Annotated in this window: 10 protein-coding genes and 1 pseudogene; 8 read left to right on the forward strand and 3 right to left on the reverse strand. The window is 70.6% G+C overall.

Annotated features, from left to right (window positions below):
- Positions 1 to 158 precede the first annotated feature (158 nt).
- From OG883_RS37435 to OG883_RS37460, 6 genes are read left to right on the forward strand one after another with little or no spacing between them, the layout of a single operon-like run.
- Positions 159 to 1,736, forward strand: coding sequence for a sugar ABC transporter ATP-binding protein (locus OG883_RS37435; protein ID WP_266551161.1), 1,578 nt, complete (start codon positions 159 to 161; stop codon positions 1,734 to 1,736).
- Entirely contained in the window at positions 1,733 to 2,731 is a 999-nt protein-coding gene (locus OG883_RS37440) for an ABC transporter permease (protein ID WP_266551163.1), read from the forward strand. Before OG883_RS37435 ends, OG883_RS37440 begins: the two co-directional genes overlap by 4 nt.
- The gene (locus tag OG883_RS37445; protein WP_266551165.1) at positions 2,728 to 3,732 is read left to right on the forward strand and encodes an ABC transporter permease; all 1,005 of its coding nucleotides are present in this window, start codon (positions 2,728 to 2,730) and stop codon (positions 3,730 to 3,732) included. Before OG883_RS37440 ends, OG883_RS37445 begins: the two co-directional genes overlap by 4 nt.
- Positions 3,729 to 4,952, forward strand: a complete 1,224-nt coding sequence (locus tag OG883_RS37450; protein WP_266551167.1) for an ABC transporter substrate-binding protein — start codon at positions 3,729 to 3,731, stop codon at positions 4,950 to 4,952. The genes OG883_RS37445 and OG883_RS37450 overlap by 4 nt, the downstream gene beginning before the upstream one ends.
- A complete protein-coding gene (locus OG883_RS37455) occupies positions 4,949 to 5,830 on the forward strand; it encodes a sugar phosphate isomerase/epimerase (RefSeq protein WP_266551169.1) in 882 nt (293 codons plus the stop codon). The genes OG883_RS37450 and OG883_RS37455 overlap by 4 nt, the downstream gene beginning before the upstream one ends.
- Complete coding sequence (locus OG883_RS37460) at positions 5,827 to 8,949, forward strand: ThuA domain-containing protein (protein ID WP_266551171.1); 3,123 nt, start codon at positions 5,827 to 5,829, stop codon at positions 8,947 to 8,949. The genes OG883_RS37455 and OG883_RS37460 overlap by 4 nt, the downstream gene beginning before the upstream one ends.
- A 96-nt stretch (positions 8,950 to 9,045) precedes the next feature.
- Here the strand turns inward: OG883_RS37460 and OG883_RS37465 are convergent, their stop codons facing one another.
- Complete coding sequence (locus tag OG883_RS37465) at positions 9,046 to 10,167, reverse strand: aminoglycoside phosphotransferase family protein (protein ID WP_266551172.1); 1,122 nt, start codon at positions 10,165 to 10,167, stop codon at positions 9,046 to 9,048.
- Positions 10,168 to 10,399: 232 nt separating this feature from the next.
- On the opposite strand from OG883_RS37465, the gene OG883_RS37470 reads away from it, so the two are divergent.
- Complete coding sequence (locus OG883_RS37470; protein ID WP_266551174.1) at positions 10,400 to 11,893, forward strand: hypothetical protein; 1,494 nt, start codon at positions 10,400 to 10,402, stop codon at positions 11,891 to 11,893.
- A gap of 204 nt (positions 11,894 to 12,097) precedes the next feature.
- Here OG883_RS37470 and OG883_RS37475 read toward each other — a convergent pair whose 3' ends face one another.
- Positions 12,098 to 13,534 carry a PP2C family protein-serine/threonine phosphatase gene (locus OG883_RS37475; protein ID WP_266553179.1) on the reverse strand — a complete coding sequence of 479 codons (1,437 nt, stop codon included), beginning with the start codon at positions 13,532 to 13,534 and terminating at the stop codon, positions 12,098 to 12,100.
- A gap of 252 nt (positions 13,535 to 13,786) precedes the next feature.
- Here OG883_RS37475 and OG883_RS37480 point away from each other — a divergent pair.
- Positions 13,787 to 14,004, forward strand: a pseudogene (locus tag OG883_RS37480) (DUF5999 family protein).
- A gap of 234 nt (positions 14,005 to 14,238) precedes the next feature.
- Here the strand turns inward: OG883_RS37480 and OG883_RS37485 are convergent.
- The gene (locus tag OG883_RS37485) at positions 14,239 to 23,484 is read right to left on the reverse strand and encodes a non-ribosomal peptide synthetase (RefSeq protein ID WP_266551176.1); all 9,246 of its coding nucleotides are present in this window, start codon (positions 23,482 to 23,484) and stop codon (positions 14,239 to 14,241) included.
- Between the last annotated feature and the right edge of the window lie 354 nt (positions 23,485 to 23,838).

Here is a 23,838-nt window from a genome sequence, read left to right on the forward strand (position 1 = left end):
TTGGCTGCTTACAAGGCGGATATTGTTCGTTCATCGACGTAAGTCTCCGTCAATTCGTTTGCGGCGAAGGCTGCTTGGACTCTTGACAGGCGAAAGCGGGGTCAGGACATTGCTCTGCAGACCGCTGTCCAAGGAGCCAGTGCCCAAGGAGCCAGGCGATGCTGACGATGCACGGCGTGTCCAAGAGCTTTCTCGGGGTGCCTGTCCTCCACGACGTGGGGCTCGACCTCGAAGCCGGCGAAGTGCACGCCCTCGTGGGCGAGAACGGCGCCGGGAAATCCACCCTGATGAAGATCCTCGCCGGGGAGCACCTACCCGACTCGGGGACCATCACCATCGACGGCACCGCCCGCGCTTTCACCCACCCCTCGCAGGCACAGGCAGCCGGAATCGGCATCATCCACCAGGAGTTCGCCCTCCTCGACCATCGCACTGTCGCCGAGAACGTCTTCCTCGGCCGCGAACCTACCCGGCGCGGACTCGTCGACCGCAAGGCGATGGAGACGCGCACCGCCGAACTCCTCGCCGAACTCGACGAGACCGGCATCACCCCGCGCACCCTGGTCCGCGACCTCACCGTCGCCCGCCGGCAGACCGTCGAGATCGTCAAGGCCCTGGCCTCGGACGTACGTGTCCTCGTCATGGACGAGCCCACCGCACCGCTGGCCGACCACGAGGTCGAGCTGCTGTCCGCCCTCGTCCGCCGGCTCACCCGGCGCGGCCTGGGCATTCTCTACATCTCGCACCGGCTGCGCGAGGTCTTCGACCTGTCGCAGCGCATCACCGTCCTCAAGGACGGCCGCCGCGTCAGCACACTCCGTACCCAGGACACCGACGCCGGCCAGGTCGTACGCGCCATGGTCGGCCGCGAACTCACCGCGTACTACCCGCCCCGCGCCCGCCCCGAGGAGATCGGCCCGGAGCGGCTCACCGTCACCGCCGGTGCCAACGCCCGCATCAGCGGTATCGACCTGACCCTGCGCGCGGGCGAAGTCGTCGGTGTCGCCGGCCTCCAGGGCTCCGGCCGCACGTCTCTCGCCCGCGCGCTGTTCGGCGTGGCGCCCTTCACCGCCGGTGCCATGACCGTCGGCGGGAGAAATCTGCGGCCCGCCCGGCCCCGCGAGGCGATTCGTGCAGGCATCGCCCTGGTCACCGAGGACCGCAAGACCGAAGGCCTCGCGCTGCGCCAGTCCGTACGCGACAACGCGCTGCTCGTCACCCGCGCCGTCCCGGCCCGCGGCAGACCTCCCGCCGCACGCGAGGTCACCGCACTGCTCGCACGCGTACGCCTGCGCTCACGCGGCGAGGACCAGCAGGCCCAGTACCTCTCCGGCGGCAACCAGCAGAAGGTCGTCATCGCCAAGTGGCTCGCCGCCCGCCCCCAGGTACTGCTCTTCGACGAACCCACCCGAGGCGTGGACGTCGGCGCCAAGGCCGCCATCCACACCCTCGTACGCGAACTCGCCCGTGAAGGCCTCGCCGTACTGATCATCTCCTCCGAGCTGCCGGAGCTGATCGGCATGAGCGACCGCATCCTCGTCATGTCGCAGGGCCGACTCGCGGGTGAACTCGCCGCGGGCGCGGGCGAGGAGGAGGTCATGCGCCTCGCCACCGGCGGCACGACGACGGCGCCCGACGCGGCGGCGGGTGCGCCGGCCGACAAGCGCGCCACCGTGCGCCGCGGCGGGCGGCCGCCCGGATCCGGTGGCCCCCACACCCCGGGAGAGGCCGAATGAACTCGCTCAGTGCGACCGTCGCCGCGGCACCGCCCCGCGCCCCGGCCCGGGTGCGCCTCACCGACCCCGTCGTCGGCGTATGGCTGGCGGCGCTCGCCGTCACCCTCCTCGGCTGGATCGTCGTCGCCGCCCGCGGCGGGGACTTCCTCGCCCTCACCAACATCGTGGCGATCCTGCAGAACTGCGTTGCCCTCGGCCTGGTCGCCGTCGGCCAGTCCGCTGTCATTCTCACCGGCTCACTCGACCTGTCCGTGGCCTACCTCATCAGCCTCGGCACGCTCGTCGCGGCCGAGACCATGCAGAGCGGCGGCGTCCTTACCGCCGTGATCGCCGTCCTCGCGCTCAGCGCGGCCGTCGGACTCGCCAACGGCCTCATCGTCACCGGACTGAAGGTCAACGCCTTCATCGCCACTCTCGGCAGCGCCTTCATCCTGCGCGGCTGGATCGAGAACAACTACACCGGACCGGCCGGCAAGGTCCCCGCCTCCTTCCAGCACCTCGGCTACGACCGCCTCGGCCCGGTCCCCGTCTCCCTCTTCCTGCTCGCTGCCGTGGCCGTCGTCATGTGGCTGATCACCCGACGCACGCGCCTGGGCCATCACATGTACGCCACCGGGGGCGACGAGCACGCCGCCCGGCTCTCCGGCGTACGCACCCGCCGCACCGTCGTCGCCGCACACGTCCTCTGCTCGCTGTGCGTCGGCGCGGCCGCCCTCTTCCTCGCCGCCAGACTCGGCGCCGGAGCGCCCTGGGCGGGCACCGAAGCCCGCTACGACCTCGAGTCGATCGCCGCCGTCGTCCTCGGCGGCACCGCGCTCGCGGGCGGCCGCGGGGGAGTGGCGGGCACCCTCGGCGGGGTCCTCGTCCTGGCCGTACTCGACAGCGTCTTCAACCAGCTCTCCGTCGACCCCTTCTTCAAGAACGTCGTACGGGGCGTCGTCATCATCGCGGCCGTCGCGCTCTACGCGCGGCGCTCGACAAGGAGGCCCGCATGACGACGGCAACGGCCCCCGCGGCCAGGCGAGTCGTACGCACCCTGGGCACCGGCGCCCCCGTGTACGTCCTGCTCGTCGTGCTGCTCGCGGCGCTCGCCCTCACCGATCCCGGCTTCTTCGAGCCCGACCGCTTCCTCGCCTTCGTCAAACGCGCCGCTCCTCTGGTCATCCTCGCCGCCGGGCAGTACCTGGTCATCGTCTGCGGAGAGTTCGACCTCTCCGTGGGCGCGATCGTCACCGCGGGCGTGGTCGTCGCCGCCGAGCTCTACGGATCCTTCCCCTCCGCGCCCTGGCTGCTGGTCACGGCGGTACTGCTTGTCGCCGGAGCGCTCGCGGGGCTGCTCAACGGGCTGATCACCACCGTTCTGCGGGTGCCGTCGTTCATCACCACCCTCGGCATGATGCTCATCCTCGAAGGTGCCGTCTTCTTCTGGACCGGCGGATCCCCGCACGGCGCGCTCCCCGCCGCCTTCCGCCAGCTCGGCCGCGGCACCGCGTTCGGCTGGCTGCCCTGGGCCGTCCTCGCCTGCCTCGCCGCCGGAGGCGCCGCCGTCCTCCTGATGCGCTCCGACTTCGGCCGCACCCTCCTCGCAACCGGCGACAGCGAACGAGCGGCAGCACTCGCCGGCGTACGTGTCGCCCGGGCCCGCACCGTCGCCTTCATCCTCTCGGGTACCGCCGCCGCACTCGCCGCCGTCCTCGTCGGAGGCTTCTCCGGAGTCTCGGCCCAGGCCGGCCGCGGCTATGAATTCGAAGCCATCACCGCCGTGGTCCTCGGCGGGGTGGTCCTCGGCGGCGGCCGCGGATCCGTCGTCGCCGCCATGGCCGGGGCCTTCTCCCTCCAGGCCCTGTTCACCCTGCTCAATCTTCAGGGCGTGTCCGGCGCCCTCGAATCCGCTGTCCAAGGGGTCATCGTCATCGCCGCCGTGGGCCTCGGCGCCGCCGACTGGTCCCGGCTGCGCCGCCGCCGTATGCACTCGCCGGAAGGGAAACCCTCATGACCGCCATCCGTACGATCCGCAGACGATCCCTCGTCGCCGCCGCCGCCGCGCTGCTCGGCACGGCGCTCATCGCCTCGTGCACGAGCGACGCGCCACCGGACAAGCCCGCAGGAGCGGCCGGCAGCTCGTCCGCGGGCGACTCCGGTACCGGCGCGCAGTCGAAGTTCTTCCAACAGGCCGAGTACGAACGGCAGCTGGCGCTCGGCAAGCAGACACCCGAGGGCCCGGCCGGCAAACCCTGGGAGCAGATGATCGGCCCGCAGCTGACCGACACGGCGCAGTACAGGAAGCAGGGCCGGGGCATCCATCTGTGCTTCTCCAACGCCGGTGTCTTCAACCCCTGGCGGCAGGTCGGCCTGAAGAACATGAAGGCCGAAGTGAAGCTCCACAAGGAGATCACCAAGTTCACCGTCCTCGATGCCCAGGGCAAGGACGACAAACAGATCTCCGACATCCAGGAGCTGGCAGGACGGGACTGCGACGCCCTGATCGTCTCCCCGAACACCACCGCCACCCTCACGCCCGCGGTCGAGCAGGCCTGCGCCAAGCTGCCCGTCATCGTCTTCGACCGGGGAGTGGAGACCGACTGTGCGGTCACCTTCATCAACCCGATCGGCGGCTACGGATACGGCGCGGTCGCCGCCGACTTCCTCGTAGGGAAGGTCAAGCCCAAGGGCAAGATCCTCGCCCTGCGCATCTCGCCCGGCGTCGACGTCCTGGAGACCCGCTGGTCCGCGGCGAAGGTCGCCTTCGACAAGAGCGAACTCGACGTCGTGGACGTGAAGTTCACCGACGGCGACCCCGCCAGGACCAAGTCGGTTGTCACCGACGCCCTCACCCGGCACGGTGACATCGACGGCGTATGGATGGACTCCGGGGCGACCGCCGTCGCCGCCGTCGAGGCCTTCGAGGACGCGGGCAAGGACGTGCCGCCGCTCACCGGGGAGGACCAGCAGGACTTCCTTCAGGCATGGAAGGAGAAGAATCTCACCGCGATCGCCCCGACCTACCCCACCTTCCAGTGGCGTACGCCCGTCATCGCCGCATTGAGGATTCTGGACGGGCAGCAGGTGCCCAAGGAGTGGAAGCTCCCGCAGCCCACCGTCACCCAGGACACTCTCGACAAGTACCTCGAGCCCGGCATGCCGCCGCTGCACTACGCGATGTGCGGCTGCGAGAAGCTGCCAGGATTCCCCGAGGCCTGGGGCGGCAGGAAGTGAAGCCCCGCGCACTCGGCGCGAACCCCTGGATCTGGCATTCGCCGATCACCCACGAAGCGCTCGTCGACGTCCTGCCCAAGCTGTCCACCTGGGGCTTCGACTGTGTCGAACTCCCACTGGAGCAGGCCGGGGACTGGGATCCGGCGGCCGCCGCCGAGCTCCTGGACGCGACCGGCCTGTTCCCTGCCGCCGTCATCGCCGTCATGCCCCCGGACCGCGATCTCGTCCGCACCGACCCGGCGACCGTCCGCGCCACCCAGGACTATCTGCTGCGCTGCATCGACACGGCGAGCGCCGTCTCGGCCCCCGTTGTCGCGGGCCCCCTCTACGCCGCCGTCGGACGCACCTGGCGGCTGGACCCCTGCGAACGGGCCACCGCCTACGAGGAGTTGCGCACCCACCTCGCCCCCGTTGTCGACCATGCGCGGGCCGCGGGTGTACGGATCGGGGTCGAGCCGCTCAACCGCTACGAGACCAGCCTGATCAACACCGTCGCCCAGTGCCTCGAAGCCCTCGACGGCCTGGACCCGCACACCATCGGCCTCGCCCTCGACACCTACCACCAGAACATCGAGGAGCGTTCGCTGGCCGGAGCCGTACGGCAGGCCGCGGGCCGCATCGTCCATGTCCAGGTGTGTGCGAACGACCGTGGCACCCCCGGAGCCGACCCTCTCGACTGGCTCGGTTTCCTCGCCGCGCTCACCACCCACGGCTACCGGGGCCCGCTGTGCATCGAGTCGTTCACCGCCCACAACGACGCCATCGCCGTGGCGGCCTCCGTCTGGCGCCCCCTCGCCGCGACCCAGGACGCCATCGCCACCGAGGGCCTGGCCTTCCTGCGTTCCCACCTCACCCCACCAGAGAGGACCGGCTCATGAGCTGTCATGCTCGTGACATACGTAGAGCGGTCGTCGCCGTGGCAGCGGTACTGCTGCTCGCGGTGACAGCCCTGCCCGGCACCGCCACCGCGACCGCCGCCGACAAGGCGCCCGCCTTCCGCGCCCTGCTCTTCACCCGGGCCGTCGGCTATGTCCACGCCTCCATCCCCGCGGGCATCCAGATGTTCGAGGAGGAGGCCGCCGAGAACAACTTCGAGGTCGTCCAGAGTGCCGACCCTGCAGTCTTCGACGACGCGAAGCTCAGGGAATTCGACGTCATCGTCATGCTGCAGAACTCCGGGATGGTCTGGGACACCGACGCCCAGCGCGAGGCGGTGCGGACCTACGTACGCGGCGGAGGCGGCATCGTCGCCATCCACAACACCCTCGACATGGGCGTCGAGGAGCAGTTCCCCTGGTGGGACGAGGCCATCAACGGTGGCGCGCACATGCCCGCCCACTCGCCCGGCGTCCTGCAGGGCACCGCCAAGGTCGCCGACCGGGTCCACCCCTCCACCAAGGGGCTTCCGGAGCGCTGGGAGCGCCCCGAGGAGTGGTACAACTTCGACGAGAACCCCCGCGGCGACGTCCATGTCCTGGTCACCGCCGACGAGACGACGTACAACCCCGGCGGCTCCGCCATGGGCGCCGACCACCCCATTTCCTGGTGCCGCAACACCGAGGGCGGCAAGGTCTGGGCCACCGCCATGGGCCATGACATCCCCTCGTACAGCGAGGCCGCCTTCCGCGACCATGTCGTCGGCGGCGTCCAGTGGGCCGCGGGCAACAAGGCCGGCGACTGCGGCGGCACCGTCTGGAGCGGCTACGAGAAGGTCACCCTCGACGACAACACCGCCGACCCGATGGAACTCGACGTCGCCCACGACGGCCGGGTCCTCTATGCCCAGCGCAACGGTGAAGTGAAGATATTCGACCCCTCCTCGCACTCCACCGTCAGCGCCGGCAAGCTCGACGTCTACACCGGCGGCGAGGACGGCCTGGTCGGCATGGAACTGGACCCCGCCTTCAAGAAGAACGGGTGGATCTACCTCTACTACACGCCGGCCGGGGCCAAGGACGACGTCAACCGCCTCTCCCGCTTCACCGTCAAGGGCAACAGCCTCGACCTGAAGAGCGAGAAGAAACTCCTCGACGTCCCCGCGTACCGCGACCGCACCTTCCCCGAGCCCGGGCACACCGGCGGCGCCGTCGAGTTCGGCCCGGACCGCACGCTCTACCTCGCTGTCGGCGACGACGTACCGCCCAACCTCGACCCCGACTGGCAGGGCTACGCCCCGCTCGACTGGCGCCCCGGCAAGCAGATGCTGGACGCCGCCCGCACCGCGGGCAGCACCAACGACCTGCGCGGCAAGATCCTTCGCATCAAACCGGGCGACCGGGGCGGCTACACCATCCCCAAGGGCAACCTCTTCCGCCCGGGCACCGAGAAGACCCGCCCCGAGATCTACGCGATGGGCTTCCGCAACCCGTTCCGCTTCACCGTCGACCAGAAGACCGGCTACGTCCATGTCGCCGACTACGGACCCGACCGGGGCCTGCCGACCACCGACCGCGGCCCCGAGGGCCTGGTCGAGTACAACGTCATCAAGAAGCCCGGCAACTTCGGCTGGCCGTTCTGCCACGGCAACAACCAGGCGTACGCGCCCTACGACCCGGACACCAAGACCGTCGGCCCGAAGTTCGACTGCGCCAAGCCGGTCAACCCCTCACCGAACAACACCGGCCTCAAGGACCTCCCGCCGCTCCATCAGCCCGACGTCTGGTACGGCTACGGCGCGTCCAGGGAGTTCCCCGAGATGGGCACCGGCGGCGCGGCCCCGATGAGCGGCCCCGTCTACCGCTACGACGCCAAGAACCCCTCCAGCACCAAGTTCCCCGCCTACTTCGACGGTGCGAACTTCTTCTACGAATGGTCGCGCAACTACCTCAAGGAGATGCGCTTCGACAAGCAGAACAAGCTTCTCAAGATCAATGACTTCTTGTCCTCGCAGAAATTCAACAAGCCGATGGACATGACCTTCGGCCCCGACGGATCCCTGTACGTCCTCGAATGGGGCAGCTCCTTCGGCGGCGGCAACAACGACTCCGGCCTCTACCGGATCGACTACGCGCAGGGCAAACGCACTCCCGTCGCCAAGGCCGCCGCCTCCGCCACCGACGGACCCACACCGCTCGAGGTCGACTTCTCCAGCGCCGGCAGCGCCGACCCCGACGGCGATCCGCTCAGCTACGCCTGGGACTTCGACGGCAACGGTACGTACGACTCCACCGAGGCCGACCCCACTCACACCTACACCGCCAAGGGAGACTTCACCGCGCAGCTGAAGGTCACCGACGCCACCGGAAAGTCCGGCTACGCCAATATCCCCATCACCGCGGGCAACACCGCACCCAAGGTGACCATCGACTTCCCGGTCAACGGCAAACTCATCACCTTCGGCGACAAGATTCCGTACAAGGTCACCGTCACCGACCCGGAGGACGGCCCCGTCGACTGCTCCAAGGTCACCGTCAACCCGGCCCTCGGCCACGACGACCACGAGCACCCGACCACCGACATCCCCGGCTGCGAAGGCACCGTCGACACCGGTGACCTCGGCGGCCACCCGGAGGGCGCCGATCTCACCTATGTACTCAACGCCAAGTACACGGACAAGGGAGGAGACGGCACCAGCGCTCTGACCGGCTACGGCCGTTCCGTGCTGCACCCCAGGCACAAGCAGGCCGAGTACTACGACGCGCAGTCGGGCACCCGCATCGTCGCCCAGGCAGGCGCGGAGAACGGCAAGCGGATCGGCGACGTCAGTAACGGCGACTGGGTGGCGTTCGACCCGATGAGCGTCGAAGGCGTCGGCACGGTCAGCTACACACTGTCCTCGCCGTACGGAGTCGGCGCGATCGAACTGCGCGCGGACGCCCCCGACGGCAAACTGCTGGCCACCACGCCCGTCCCCAGCACCGGGGGATGGGACACCTACCGGACCACCCCGCAGATGCCGGTCGAAGCGCTCGCCGGAACCCACAAGCTGTATCTCGTCTTCACGTCCCCGCAGAACAACTCCTTCGACGTGGACGCGGTGGAGTTCCACAGGTCATAGCCGGCCCGCGCCCAACCCCCCGCGCACCACAGTGCGCTGCGCGCCCAGTGTGTCGGCACTGGGTGCGCAGCGCACTTCCCCCTCAGTGGTGGCCGGTCAGCGGGTGCCGACCGCGGCGCGCACAGCCCGCCGTGCCAGCGCGCAGTCGTCGTGCAACCGCCGCAGCAGCAAACGCTGCTCCTCGCCGGCCGACAGCCCACCGGACTGCGGATGCCCGCCGCCTGCCGGCGCCGCCTCCCGCATCGTCCGCTGAACCGCCGTCTCGTAGGTACGGATCTCCCGGGTCAGCACCAGCATCAGATTGACCAGGAACGCGTCCCGCACCGCCGGTCCCGCCTGCTGCGCCAGCTGACTGATCTGCCGCCGCGCCACCGGCGCGTCTCCCAGCACCGACCACAGCGTCGCCAGGTCGTACCCGGGCAGATACCAGCCCGCGTGCTCCCAGTCGACCAGCACCGGACCCGCCGGCGACAGCAGAATGTTCGACAGCAGTGCGTCGCCGTGACAGAACTGCCCCATGCCCTGCCTGCCGCCCGCATGCGCCAGACCGTGCAGCAGCTTCTGCAGATCGCCGAGGTCACGGTCGGTGAACAGCCCCAGCTCGTGATAGCGCGAGATCCGGGACGCGTAGTCGAGAGGGGCGTCGAACATCCCGGCCGGCGGCCGCCAGGCATTGAGCCGGGCGATCGCGCCGAGGGCGGCCCGTACATCGGCACGAGGCGGAGCCTCGGCCGGGTGCCGTGCAAGGGCCGCCGCTCGGCCCGGCATCCGCTCGATCACCAGTGTGCAGTTGTCGGGATCCGCGGCGATCAGCCGCGGGACCCGCACCGGTGGGCGGTGCCGGACGAAGGCGCGATATGAAGCTATTTCATGACGGAGCCGCTCCACCCACGCGGGTGAGTGGTCGAGTAAGCACTTGGCGACCGCGGTGGTACGCCCCGTGGTGCCGACGAGCAGTACGGAACGTCCGCTTCTGCGCAGCACCTGCACCGGGTTGAACTCCGGGCAGATCCGGTGCACCGACGCGATGGCCATGCGCAGCTGCGCGCCCTGGGGGCCGGACAAGTCGATTCTCCCGCTGAGCGGTTGGCCGACCGTCCCAGCGGGGCGTCGGGCCCGACCGGCGTGAGTGGGATCCAGATACGGTCCGGCACCGGCCGGGACAGCGGTGCGCTGCGGCCGGGGCGGGGCGGACACGGAGGACGATGCTGTGTACATGGGGGTTACAGATCCCTTCGTGTGCCGACAAGGTACGTGCGCTGCCCGCCCCGGCAGCCGGTCGGCACCCTGGGGAATGCTTCCGGCTGCCGGGCCGAGGTGGCGCGTTCCTACGTGACACCCGGCCGCGGGTGGCACACCATCTGGCGCACCCTGGCGAACCCTGGCGAATAGTCCCAACGCCTCTGACAGGGAGTTACTGTCAACTCAGCCGAGAACCTGGGGGCTTGAAGTGACCGGAGAACCCAATACCCGCCTCTGCGACCTGTTCGGCCTGGCCGGCTGGTCCAAGGGGGAACTCGCAAGACTCGTGAACCGGCAGGCGGCGGCCATGGGCCACCCACAGCTGGCGACCGACACCTCGCGGGTGCGGCGTTGGATCGACATGGGGGAGACCCCGCGCGATCCCGTGCCGAGAGTGCTGGCAGCTCTGTTCACCGAGCGACTCGGTCGTGTCGTGACCATCGAGGACCTCGGGTTCGTACGGAACGGGCGAGCGGGTAAGCGGCGGGACGTCCAGGGAACTGACAACCCTGACGGCCTTCCGTGGGCTCCCGAACGGACGGCGGCGGTCCTCACCGAATTCACGGGAATGGACCTCATGCTCAACCGACGCGGCCTGGTGGGCGCGGGCGCCGCGCTCGCCGCAGGCTCAGCACTCAGCAGCGCCATGCACGACTGGCTCAAGACCGACCCCGCACTCACCCCCGACGCCCCTCGTATCGACAGCCACCTGAACGCCGACCCCGCCGGGTACGACCGCTATGAGGCCGCCCCCATCGGATCCCAGGAGATCGAGGCTCTCGAGCGTTCGGTCGAAGTGTTCCGCGCCTGGGACGCCTCCCGTGGCGGCGGGCTCCAACGCAAGGCCGTTGTGGGGCAGCTCAACGAAGTGGGCGGCATGCTCGCCTACCACCACCCCGACCATCTCCAACGGCGCCTGTGGGGCGTCGCCGCCAACCTCGCCGTACTCGCCGGCTGGATGTCCCACGACGTCGGCCTCGAACCCACCGCCCAGAAGTACTTCGTCATCGCCGCCCATGCGGCTCGCGAGGGCGGCGACCGCCCGCGTGCCGGCGAAGCGCTCTCCAGGGCCGCGCGCCAGATGGTCCACCTGGGCCGTCCCGACGACGCCCTGGACCTGATGAAGCTCGCCAAGTCCGGCTCGGGGGAACAGACCCTGCCCCGCACCCAGGCGATGCTGCACACCATCGAAGCCTGGGCACAGGCGTCCATGGGCCGCGGTCAGGCCATGCGCCGCACCCTCGGCGAAGCCGAGGACCTGTTCGTCTCCGACAAGGGCGACGTACCGCCGCCCAGCTGGATGCAGATGTTCGACGAGGCGGATCTGCACGGCATGGAGGCACTGGCGTACCGCACACTCGCCGAGCACGACCCGGCGGCCGCGAGCACCGCGCAGCAACATGCCAAGCGGGCACTGGAGCTGCGCGAGGGCGGGCGGCAGCGCTCCAAGATCTTCGACTACATCTCACTGGCCTCGGCGTGCTTCATCGCCGACGACCCCGAACAGGCCGACCGCTACGCCAGGCTGGCACTCGTCTCGATGGGGGAGACCTCCTCGCACCGGACGTGGGACAGGTTGCGGGAGATGTACCGCCTGACGGGCCACTACGCGGGCTACGCGAAAATCCAGGATCTGCGCGACGAGATCCAGCTGGCCCTGCCCCACAGCCCCTCGAAGAGGGCGAGGAGCGCCGGGATCTAGGACCCGGGAGAGAGATCCGGGAACCCAGCGGGTTCCCGTTCTCATTCCGGGCCCGGTCTCCGGCAGGAAGCAGCCTGGATCAGCGACCTGGGCAAGAGACGGCCGGGGTCGGGAAGACAGCCTCGGGAAGACAGCTGGGGGCGGGAATCCGGCCAGGAACAATTCTGCCCGGAAGACAGTTCCGGGCAGACGCCGGAAGTCCCTCTACCCGCCGATCCTCGCGACCATCACACAGGCGTCGTCCTCGCGGTCGTCCTCACCGAACTCCTCGACGACCGTTCGTACGCACTCCTGCGCGTCACGAGCCTTGGCGAAACGCGGCGCCAGCGCGAGCAGCCGGTCCGTGTCACACTCCGCGGCGGCGCTCGTGCGCGTCAGTCCGTCGGTGTGCAGGATCAACAGGTCGCCGGGGATCAGCTGGAGCTCGGCCTGCTCGTACCCGGCGCCGGTCGTGGCACCGAGCAGCACCCCGTCGGGCGGCGTCAGCGCGCTCCCCGTCCCGTTGCGGAACAGCAGCGGGGCGGGGTGTCCGGCCTGCGCCCAGGAGAGCGTCCGGGTGGCCGGGTCGTAGCGGCAGCACACCGCACTGCCCAGGGCCGGCTGCGCCGATGTCTCCAGCAGCTGGTTGAGATGCGCCATGAGCTGCCCGGGCCTGATCCCCGCCACGGCCATACCGCGCAGGGCACCCAGCAGCATCGCCATCGCCGAGGTCGCGGTCACTCCGTGCCCGGTGAGATCGCCGACGCTCAACAGGGACTCACCGCCCGGCAGTTGGAGCGCGTCGTACCAGTCGCCGCCGATCAGGGCGCTGTTGGTGGACGGCAGATAGTGCGCCGCGACATCGAGCGCGGCGGGTCCGTCCTGCGGGAACTGCAAGGGACCGCGCCACGGCGGCAGTACGGCCTCCTGAAGCTCGACCGCGAGCCGGTGCTCCGTGTGGGCGAAGTGCTGCCGGCGTTGCAGTGAGTCACTGGTCTCGCGCAGTGCGCGCTGGCTGCGGCGCAGCTCGCTGACGTCCCGCAGCACCGCCCACATGGAGGCGGTGCATCCGTCGGAGTCGAGTACGGGTTCGCCCATCATGTGCACCGTACGGACCCGGCCGTCGGTCCGCACCATACGGAACTCGCCGTCGATGGGCCGGCCGTCGACGAGGCAGTCCGTCACCATCGCGGTGAGCAGTGCCTGGTCCTCCGCGAAGACCATGGAGGGCAGTTCGTCCAGGGACATGGGGCCGTTCGCCGGGGTGCGGCCGAGGATCTGGTAGAGCTCGTCGGACCAGCTCACCTCGTCGGTCAGCAGGTTCCACTCGGCGCTGCCGACCCTGCTGAGCAGCGACCCGGTGCGCTGAGCGCTGTCCGCCTCGTACTCGGCGAGCTCGTCCTCGAAGGCCCCGGTGGACTCTTCCGGCAGCCCCTCCCTGAGCTGTCCCAGGTGCGCGCCGAGATCGTCGAGGTGGTGGACCGCCAGGTCGCACAGTGCCCGCTGCCATCTGCCCTGCGGGTCGTCCTCTTCCACCACGGCGTCCCGGCGGACGGCATCCACATCACCGCGCAGCCGGCGCGTCTGAGAGATCAGCGCGTCGACGGAGCCGCGCTCGGGCGGCTGTGGGGCGGGACGGTCCGCGAATACATGGGACGGCATCTCGTACTCCGATACAGGCGCGGCCACGGCCAGCTCCGAACAATGGACCGGTTACGACTGTTGCACAGGGAGCGAGGGCCCGTAAGGGATTTGGCAACACTCGATCCGGTGATGCCTTTGTCATATGTCACGGGCTCTCCGGTCACCGGCACGGTTCGGCGGTTCCGATGAGTTCCCGCTGCCGCGAGGTCATCACCGGTGCGGACGGCGCGTGGCAACTCGGCTGGAAGTCGAAGGAGTTGGAGGTCCGACATATGTTCGCACAAGACCCCGTGCCCGTCCGCCGAGAGCCTTGGCCGAGCCACCGTGCGCACCGTTGTAGCGCGCCCCGAGCAAGGCCGGAGTCTGTTGTGCAACGGTGCGGGCCTCTTCGAGGACAGGGGGGCGAGCCGGTGCCCGGCGGACGGGTGGTGTTTCCCCGGCCCTCGATCGGGCAGCGTGTAACTGCCGAGACCAGAGAGGCAGGGTGAGTGGGATGACCAGCGTTCCTCGGATCCGTATCCGCCGGCCCGTGCGACCCAGGCCCGCCCGCGACCTGGACCTGCGGACCCCGTCAGGCAGGGTGCTTCCCTTCTGACAGGGGGCGCGCCGGCCCCACCCTCAGCCGCACGGCCTCTCGGGCGGACGCGGGCCCGACAGCCGGCCGGCCGTGCCCGGCGCAGACGGTGGAGGCGCCCGACACCCGGGCGCCCACCACGATCACGTCATACATCGGGGTCTTCCGGGGCCGCCGGGTGCCTCGCGGCGAGCAGCGCGGCGAGCTCCGCCGCCCGGTGCTTGACGAAGTAGTGCCCGGCCCCGGGAAGCACTTCCAGTTCCGCGGGACCGGCGGACCGCTCCCAGGCCCGGTAGCGGTCCGCATAGTCCTCGGTGAGCGGGTCCGCGTCGCCGACCACCACACACACCGGGATCTGCGGGCGCGGCGGTGCGCCGGGGCGGCTGCGGGCATGCAGGGCGGCCGCCTGCAGCATGTCGTGCCGCACCAGTCGTACGGCGCCCGCCGTGTCGTCCGCGTCGAGTGCGCCGTCGAAGCCGCCCAACGACCGCAGGAAGGCCTCCAACTGCTCGTCCGAGCCGGACAGTGACCCGGCCGCCGCTGCCGGCTCGCCGGTCGCGTCGCCGGCCGGCCCGTCCTCCTCCGGCAGCGCCGCACCGAGATACACGGCCACAGGCGCCGCACCCCGGACCTCGAGCCGCCGCGCCAGCTCCACGGCCAGCACGGTGCCGGCACAGTGCCCGTACAGCGCGACCGGCCCGGACACAGCGGACGTGATCTGCTCGGCGAGCCGCTCCGCAGCTTCCTCCCACTCCACGGGCGCGCTGTCGCGGTCCGCCGGATCGTGCCCTGGCAGCGAGACACCCCACAGCGCCAGATGGTCCGGCAGGTGCCGTGCCAGCGGCTGGTAGGCGAGCGCGCTGCCACCGCCGTACGGCACGCACACCAGGCTCAGTTCGGGCTCGCCGTCCCCGGCCGGGGTCAGCCGGTGCAGCCAGCTGTCCGTGGGAGAGGCATCTGACCGCGCCTCACGCAGGTACGCCGCGAGTCCGCGCGGAGTGGGGTGCTTGAACAGCTCGATCACCGGGAGTTCCGGATCGATGCGGCGCGCGATCCGCACCGCCTTGAACGAGTCGCCGCCCACGTCGAAGAAGTCGTCGTCGATACCGACGCCCGGGAGGTCGAGGAGCGTCCGCCACACCTCGGTGATCCGGAGCTCCAGGGCATCCCTGGGGCCGGTCACCTCACGGCCGGCCGGAGCAGGGCTCCCCGGCCAGTGGCCGGGGAGCGCGGCACGGTCCAGTTTCCCGTTCGGTGTCAACGGGATCGCCCCGACCGTGACGTACGCCTGCGGCAGCATCCACGACGGCAGCTCCTCGCCCAGCGCCTTGCGCAGCTCCGCCGGCGCGCCCGTCCCCGCCTCAGGCACTACATAGGCCACCAGCCTCGAATCGCCCACCGCGTCGCTGCGCACCAATACGGCCGCGTCCGCGACGCCCACGCAGCCCCGCAGGGCCGCCTCCACCTCGCCGGGCTCGATCCGGAACCCGCGGACCTTCACCTGGTCGTCGCCCCGCCCGAGGTACTCCAGCGTGCCGTCCGCGCGCCACCGGGCCAGGTCGCCCGTCCGGTACATCCTGCTCCCCGGCTCCCCGAACGGATCGGCCACGAAGCGGCCTGCGGTGAGCGCCGGGCGGCGCAGATAGCCGCGGGCAAGTCCGGCACCGCCGACGTACAACTCGCCCGGCGTGCCCGCGGGTACGGGCCGGAGCCACCGGTCGAGCACATGAATGCGCAGGTCCGGGATGCCGCGGCCGATCGGGCTCCCGGCCTGCCCGCCGGCCGTCGCGGCATCCAGCTCCAGATGGCTGACGTGCACGGTGGTCTCGGTGATGCCGTACATGTTCACCAGCGAGGGGGAGTCCTCGGGGTGGCGGCTGTACCAGTCCTCCAGGCGGCCCGGATCCAGTGCCTCGCCGCCGAACACGACCTTGCGCAGGCGCAGTCGGCTGCCCAGTTCCGGATGGTCCCGGTCGGCACGCGCCAACTGGTGGAAGGCGGAAGGGGTTTGACTGAGAACCGTCACGCCCTCGCGGACCAGCAGCTTCAGGAAGTCCACCGGCGAGCGGCTCACCTCCTGGCCGACCACGACCAGACGGCCGCCGTGCAGCAGCGGCCCCCACAGCTCCCATACCGAGAAGTCGAACGCATAGGAGTGGAACAGCGTCCACACGTCCTGGGGACCGAAGCCGAACCAGTGGTCCGTGGCCCCGAACAACCGGGTCACATTCGCGTGCGGAATCACCACCCCCTTCGGCCGCCCCGTCGACCCCGAGGTGTAGATGACATAGGCCGGATGCGCCGGAGTGAGACGCTCGCGCAGTTCACCGTCCTCGAGGTCATGGTCCTCGGGGCTGCCGTCCTCGAGGCCGCCGCCCGGGGTGTCCGCGAGCCGGCCGGCCACCTCGGGGTCGTCGAGGAGCACGGCGGGTACCGCGGTCCCCGGTGTCTGCGCGGCCACGGCCGCCGTGCTCAGCAGCAGCGCCGGGCAGGCGTCCTCGAGCATGAAGGACACCCGCTCGGCCGGGTAGTCCGGATCGACGGGCAGATAGGCCGCCCCTGCGGTGAGTACGGCGAGCAGCGCCACCACCAGATCCACCGAGCGCGGCAGTGCGACCGCCACCAGCTGCTCGGGGCCGGCGCCGCGTGCGACCAGCAGCCGGGCGAGCCGGTTCGCCCTGGCGTTCAGCTCGCGATACGTGAGTGTGGTGCCGTCACAGGTCACGGCGGGTGCGTCCGGGGTCTTGGCGGCCTGGGCCCGGAACAGCTCCGGAAGGGTTGCGGACGGAATGTGGGCGGGTGTGCCGTCCCACTCGTGCAGGATGCGGTGGCGCTCGGCGGCATCGAGGATCTCGATGTGCCGCACCGGTCTGTCGGGTGCGGTGACGGCGTCGGCGAGGAAGCGTTCCAGGCGGCGGGCGAGCGCGTCCGCGGTCGGGGCGTCGAAGAGATCCAGGGCGTACTCCACCCCTCCGGTCAGACCCGCCGGGGACCCGTCGTCGGCGCGCCGTTCCCGTATGTCCACGAGCAGATCGAACTTGGCGGTCCCGGCGTCGACCGTCTCGGACTCCACGTCCAGGCCCGGTAGTTCCACGTCCCTGGCGGCGTCGTTCTGCAGCGCGAGCATCACCTGGAAGAGAGGGTGGCGGCCGGGGGAGCGCTCAGGGTTGAGGGCGTCGACGAGTCGGTCGAAGGGCAGGTCCTGATGCGCGTAGGCGGCAAGGTCGGTGTCGCGGACACGCTGGAGGAGCTCGGTGAAGGTGGGGTCACCGGACAGGTCGGTGCGCAGGACCAGCGTGTTGACGAAGAAGCCGACGAGGTCGTCGAGGGCTTCGTCGGTACGGCCGGCGACCGGCGTCCCGATGGGGATGTCGTCTCCCGCCCCGAGGCGCGAGAGCAGGGCGGCGAGGGCCGCATGGAGAACCATGAAGACGCTGGTGCCGGTCCGCTGGGCCAGCTCATTGATGCGGCGGTGGGTGCCGGCGTCCACCTCCAGCGCCGTGACCGCCCCGCGGTACGTGGCGACGGCGGGACGCGGCCGATCCGTCGGCAGCGTCGGATCCTGCGGGAGACCGGCCAAAGTCTCGGTCCAGTAAGCGAGTTGGCGGCTGCGCAGACTGCCGGCGTCGCTCTCGTCGCCGAGCAGCTCCTGCTGCCAGAGGGCGTAGTCGGCGTACTGCACCGTCAGCGGCGCCCACTCGGGGCGTTTGCCCGTCCCCGTGGACCGTGCCTCGAATGCCCTCGCCAGATCCGCCAGGAACGGTGCATAGGACCAGCCGTCGCCGGCGATGTGATGCACCGTGATCAGCAGCACGTGATCGGTCGGGGAGAGGGTGAACAGCTGGGCCCGTACCGGCAGTTCGGCAGCCAGATCGAAGCCGCGGCGTGCTGCCGTCTCCAGTGTCCTCGGCAGGGTGTCCTCCGTGGCCCCGGACTCCGGCAGCACAAATCCGGTCCGCTCGATCGGCAGCACGATCTGATACGGCTCTCCGTCCGTGTCGGGGAACAGCGTGCGCAGGCTCTCGTGCCGTGCCACGACGTCGTCCAGCGCGTTCTCCAGGGCCGCCCGGTCGAGGTTTCCCCTCAGCCGCAGCGCCATGGGCATGTTGTACGTGGAGTCCTCACCGTTCAGGCGGTTGACGAACCAGAGCCGGCGCTGGCCCGGCGAGAGCGGAATCCGTTCGGGCCTCGGTCGCCTCAGCAGGCGCGGCCGCGCCTCCTCGACGGGCGGTGCGGCCAGCAGTGGCGCGAGCTGCGCCACCGTCGGGTTCTCGAAGAGTGTCCGGATGGTCAGCTCCCCGCCCAGCTCCGCGCGGATCCGGCCGATCAGCCGCATCGCCCGCAGCGAGTGGCCGCCCAGGTCGAAGAAGTCGTCGTCGATCCCGGCCTCCGGGACGTCCAGGACCTCGGTGAACAGGCGGCACAGGACGCGTTCGGCCAGGGTGCGCGGCGCGCGGCCACCGGGCTTCGCCCGCTCCTCCGGCGCAGGAAGCGCGCGGCGGTCCAGCTTGCCGCTGGTGAGCAGCGGCAGTGAGCCGAGAATCACCGCGGCGGCCGGCACCAGATGCGACGGCAGACGCTCCTCGGCGAACCGCAGCAGCTGCGCGCCGAGCGCCTCCGCTCCCGCCGTGGCTCCCGCCTCAGCCGTGGCTCCCGCCTGTGCCGTGTCCTCCGCCTCGGCCGTGTTCTCCGCCTCTGCTGTGGCCTCCGTACGGCCGGGGGCTCTTGGGCCCGACTCCGTACCGCCCGTACCGCGCGTACCGCCCGTATCGCGTGGCTCCGCCGGGACCGCGTACGCCACCAGCCGCCGGTCGCCCGGCCGGTCCTCCCGCACCAGCACCGCCACCCGGGACACCGCCGGATGACCGGCCAGCACGGCCTCCACCTCACCCGGCTCGATCCGGAAGCCGCGGATCTTCACCTGCTCGTCGGTCCGCCCCAGGAACTCCAGGTCCCCGCCGCGCTGCCTCCGCACCAGGTCCCCGGTCCGGTACATCCGGCTCCCCGGCTCCCCGTACGGGTCAGCCACGAACCGCTCCGCCGTCAGTCCCGGCCTGCCCTGATAGCCGCGGGCCACACCCGACCCGGCGACGTACAACTCGCCGGGCACTCCGGGCGGCACCGGCCGCAGCCTCTCGTCCAGCACATACACCCGGGTGCCCGCCAGCGGCCGCCCGATCGGCGGCACGCCGGAATCTCTTCCGGAATCCCTTCCGGAATCCGGGCCGGACGCGGGCACGCTCGTCGTTGCGCAGACGGTCACCTCGGTCGGACCGTAGGCGTTCACCAGCCGCCGTCCGCCCGACCAGCGCGCGGCGAGCTCGGCCGGCAGCGCCTCACCGGCGAGTATGAGCGTGACGTCGGCGGGCAGCACATCCTGGTCCGACAGGGCGGCGAGCGCGCTCGGCACCAGCAGCAGATGGGTGATCCGTTGCTGCTCGACCAGATCCACGAGCGGGGGGCCGAGCGTGAGCCGCTCCGCCGGGGCGAGTACCAGCGTCGCACCGGTCAGCAGACACATGGCTACCTCCGCCACGGCCGCGTCGAACGACGGCGAGGCGAACTGGAGGAGCCTGCTGCCGGCTCCGAGCGCGGACCGCGCGGCCAGGCCGGCCGCCATGGGGCCGATGCCCGTATGCGGGACCAGGACGCCCTTGGGGCGGCCGGTGGAGCCCGAGGTGTGGATGACGTACGCCGTGTCCAGCGGGGACAGCGGCCGTACGCGCTGCTCGTCGCCCGGGTCGCCGTCGTCGCGGACGGCCAGGGCGGCCACCATGGCAGGCGCGTCCAGGAGCAGCACCTGCGCGTCCGTGTCCGGCACCGTCGCCGCCTGCCCGGTGGCTGTGAGGACGACTGCCGGCCGGGAGTCACGGAACAGATAGGCGATACGGTCCGCCGGATACGCCGGATCGACGGGCAGATACGCCGCCCCTGCCTTCACCGTGGCCAGCAGGGCCACGACCATGTCGACGGACCTGGGCAGCAGGAGTGCAACCAGCTGACCGGGGCCGACGCCTCGTCCGATCAGCTCGGCTGCCAGCCGGTTGGCCCGGCGGTTCAACTCGGCGTACGGGACGCTCTCGTCCTGGAAGACAAGGGCGGGTGCGTCCGGGGTCTTGGCGGCCTGGGCCTGGAACAGCTCCGGAAGGGTGACGGGCAGGATCTCGGCGGGTGCGCCGCTCCACTCGTGCAGGATGCGGCGGCGCTCGGCGGCATCGAGGATCTCGATGTGCCGCACCGGTCTGTCGGGTGCGGTGACGGCGTCGGCGAGGAAGCGTTCCAGGCGGCGTACGAGAGCGGTCACGGTCGGGGCGTCGAAGAGATCCAGCGCGTACTCCACCGAACCGACGAGCCCCTGCGAGTTTCCGTCCGGCGTGCAGCGCTCGGTGACCTCGAAGGCGAGGTCGAACTTGGCGGACCCGGAGTCGACCGACTCGAACTGCACGTCCAGGCCGGGCAGTTCGACGAGCGCCCCGGAGTTGTTCTGCAGGGCGAGCATCACCTGGAAGAGAGGGTGGCGGCCGGGGGAGCGCTCGGGGTTGAGCGCCTCGACCAGCTGGTCGAAGGGAAGATCCTGGTGCCCGTACGCGGCGAGATCGGTGTCGCGGACACGTTGCAGCAGGTCGGAGAAGGTGGGATCGCCCGAGACGTCCGTACGCAGAACGAGCGTGTTGACGAAGAAGCCGACAAGGTTGTCGAGGGCTTCGTCGGTGCGGCCGGCGACCGGCGTCCCGATGGGGATGTCGTCTCCCGCCCCGAGGCGCGAGAGCAGAGCGGCGAGGGCGGCCTGCAGGACCATGAAAACGCTGGTGCCGGTCCGCTGGGCCAGCTCATTGATGCGGCGGTGGGTCTCTACGTCCACCTCCCACGGGATGACACCTCCCCGGTACGTGGCGACGGCGGGCCGCGGACGGTCGGCCGGCAGTCGCAGCTCCGGTTCCAGTCCGTCCAATGTCTCGGTCCAGTGGGCGAGCTGGCGGCCGATGAGGCTGCCGGGGGAGTTCTCCTCGCCGAGCAGATCCCGCTGCCAGAGGGTGTAGTCGGCGTACTGCACCGGCAGCGGCTCCCACTGCGGAGCCGTCCCCGCGCAGCGCGCCGTGAACGCCTGCGCCAGATCGGCGGCGAGCGGCGCCGCGGACCAGCCGTCCATCGCGATGTGATGAACGACGAGCAGCAGCACATGCTCGGTGGGGGAGAGCCTCAACAGTTCGGCACGCAAGGGGAGTTCGGTCGCCAGATCCAAGCCGACGGCCGCCGCCCGGGTCAGCGCCGCCGTCAGACCGCTCTCGGTCGTTGCCGAGATCTTCAAGCACGGACGGGCCTCGGACACGCCACGTATCTGCTGTCGGGGCTCGCCCTGCACGTCGGGGAAAACCGTCCGCAGGCTCTCGTGGCGGGCGACCACGTCGGCGAGCGCCTGCGCGAGGGCTGTCTCGTCCAGGTGGCCGCGGAGCCGCAGTGCCGTCGGCAGGTTGTACGCCGCCCGCTCACCCCCGCGGCCGAGGAACCAGAGCCGGCGCTGGGCGGGCGACAGCGGCACGGCCTCGGGCCGCTCCACCGCCCGCAGGGGCGGACGTGCCTCGTGGGCGTCGCGCACCAGGGCCGCGAGGTCGGACACGGTCCGGGCCTCGAACACCGCCCGGATCCCCAACTCGACCCCGAACGCCGAACGCATCCGGCTGATCAGCCGCATCGCCAGCAGCGAGTGGCCGCCGAGGTCGAAGAAGTTGTCGTCCACGGTGACCCGCTCCAGACCGAGGAGGTCCGCGCACAGCCCGCAGAGGATCTCCTCCTGGGGGCTGCGGGGGGAGCGTGCCGTGACGCCAGGGGCCTTGTGTACGGGCTCCGCCTTCTGCGGCTCCTCACGGCCCGTGACCAAGCCGGTCCCGGCTGCCGGAGCTCCCGTCGCGTCGCCGACGGCCCCCTCGTCGCTGACGGTCCTCTCGCCACCGGCAGCGCCGGAGGCAGCCGGTTCGGCCGGTGGAGCGGTCAGCAGCACCCAGCTCCGCTCGTCCGCGCCCGTTACCGCCAGGCGGCCGATCGGCGTGTCGGGACCGTGCGCGGCGGCCGACTCCAGCCAGGACAGGAACGCCTCGCGCACCGCAGTCACATCGCCCTGGCCGTACCGCGCGGGACTGGCGTTGAAGTCGATACGGGTGACCAGGCCGCCGGCCCCGTAGACCATGATGTCGAAGTCGTCGATCCGGCCGTTGGCGAGGTTGTGCACGGTGGACCCGAGCCCGCCGAACGTCCCCTCGCCGTCGAACATCATGATGTTGATCGACGGTCCGACGAGCCGGTCGCCCCGTCCCGTCAGCCCGAGGTCGTGCCGGATCTCCTCGTAGCGGTAGCGCTGGTGCCGCAGGGCCTGGCGTACCTCACGGGTCACCTGTCTGACCAGCTCCCGTTGTGTCGTTTCCGGACCGGCCGACAGCCGAAGCGGCAGCACGTTGGACGTCATGCCCGGAATGGACCGGGCCGTGCGGCTCGTCCGGCCGGTGACCGGCAGGGCGAGCGTCAACTCGTCCGTGCCGGTCAGGCGTTGCAGCACACCGGCCAGCGAGGCGATCAGGATGCCGGACACACTGGTCGCGGCCGCCGCCGCGAGCTCCTTCAGCCGGGCTGCCGGCTCCGGAGCGACCTCGACGCTCTGCCGGATGAAGCCGAGCCCGACGCCTGCGCCCGTGTGCCCCTCGCCTTCCCTGTCCTTTCCTTCCCGGTCCTCGCCCGCGCCCCCGCCCACCGGGGTGCCGGGGAAGCCGACTGCCTCCGGCCGTCCCTTCAGCCGCTCCGCCCAGTAGCGCCGGTCATCCGTATGGCTCGCCGACGCCCGGTATTCCGCATCCTCCTCCAGCAGGAGCCGCAGCGATCCGAACGCGCCCTCGTCCGCAGCGTTGCCGTCCACCAGCGCGGTATAGACGGAGGCGACCCGCCCGGTCAGCAGCGTCCCGGCGAATCCGTCCATCGAAATGTGGTGGCAGCGCTGGTACCACAGGAACCGTTCCTGCCCGGTACGCAGCAGCGCCATGGAGAAGACCGGCCCGCTCACCAGATCCAGTGGCCGCACCACATCCGTCCGCATCCACGCCTCGGCCGCCGCCTGCGGATCGCTCTCCTGACGCAGATCCAGCTGAGGGAACGGCCAGAACTCCAGCGGATCGAGGATCTGGGTCAGCCCGCCCTCGTCGTCCGCGAGGAACCGCACATTCATCGCCTCGGTCTCCCGCACACCTTGACGGACCGCCACCTCGAACAGGAGGGGATCGAGCGCGCCGCTGATCTCCACGAAGTGGGCGACGGCATAGGCCGGACTGTCCGGGGCGAGCTGCTGCGCGAACCAGATACCCGTCTGCGCCGTCGACGCAGGCCATTCGTGGTGCTCGATTCGCGACATGTCCGCCCCCTGGAGACCTTCAGAAATGGTGAAGTACCGAAAGGGGAATCAGCCGTCCGGTCGTGAGCGGCTCCCGATTCAATTCCCCGCGGCCGGCACGCTAGCACCGCCTCCGAGAGGTCCGGGAGGTCCCACCGGCCACCATTGCTGTCCAGTTGTTGCCACTGACAGTAAGTTGCCCCGGCAATCCTCCGGCGCGCATGGCCCGAAGGCCTTCCTGCGGATAAGTTCTCCACCGTCCCCACGAACGGGACAACCGGCCCGCAGGGTCCGGCCGAGCATTTCGTACCGCGTGTCGTGGACCGTGGCGCCAAGGGGGATGGTCATGCTTCACCAGCCGTATTCCTATGCTCG

The sequence above is a fragment of the Streptomyces sp. NBC_01142 genome (assembly GCF_026341125.1).
In the GTDB taxonomy this organism is placed as follows: Bacteria; Actinomycetota; Actinomycetes; order Streptomycetales; family Streptomycetaceae; genus Streptomyces.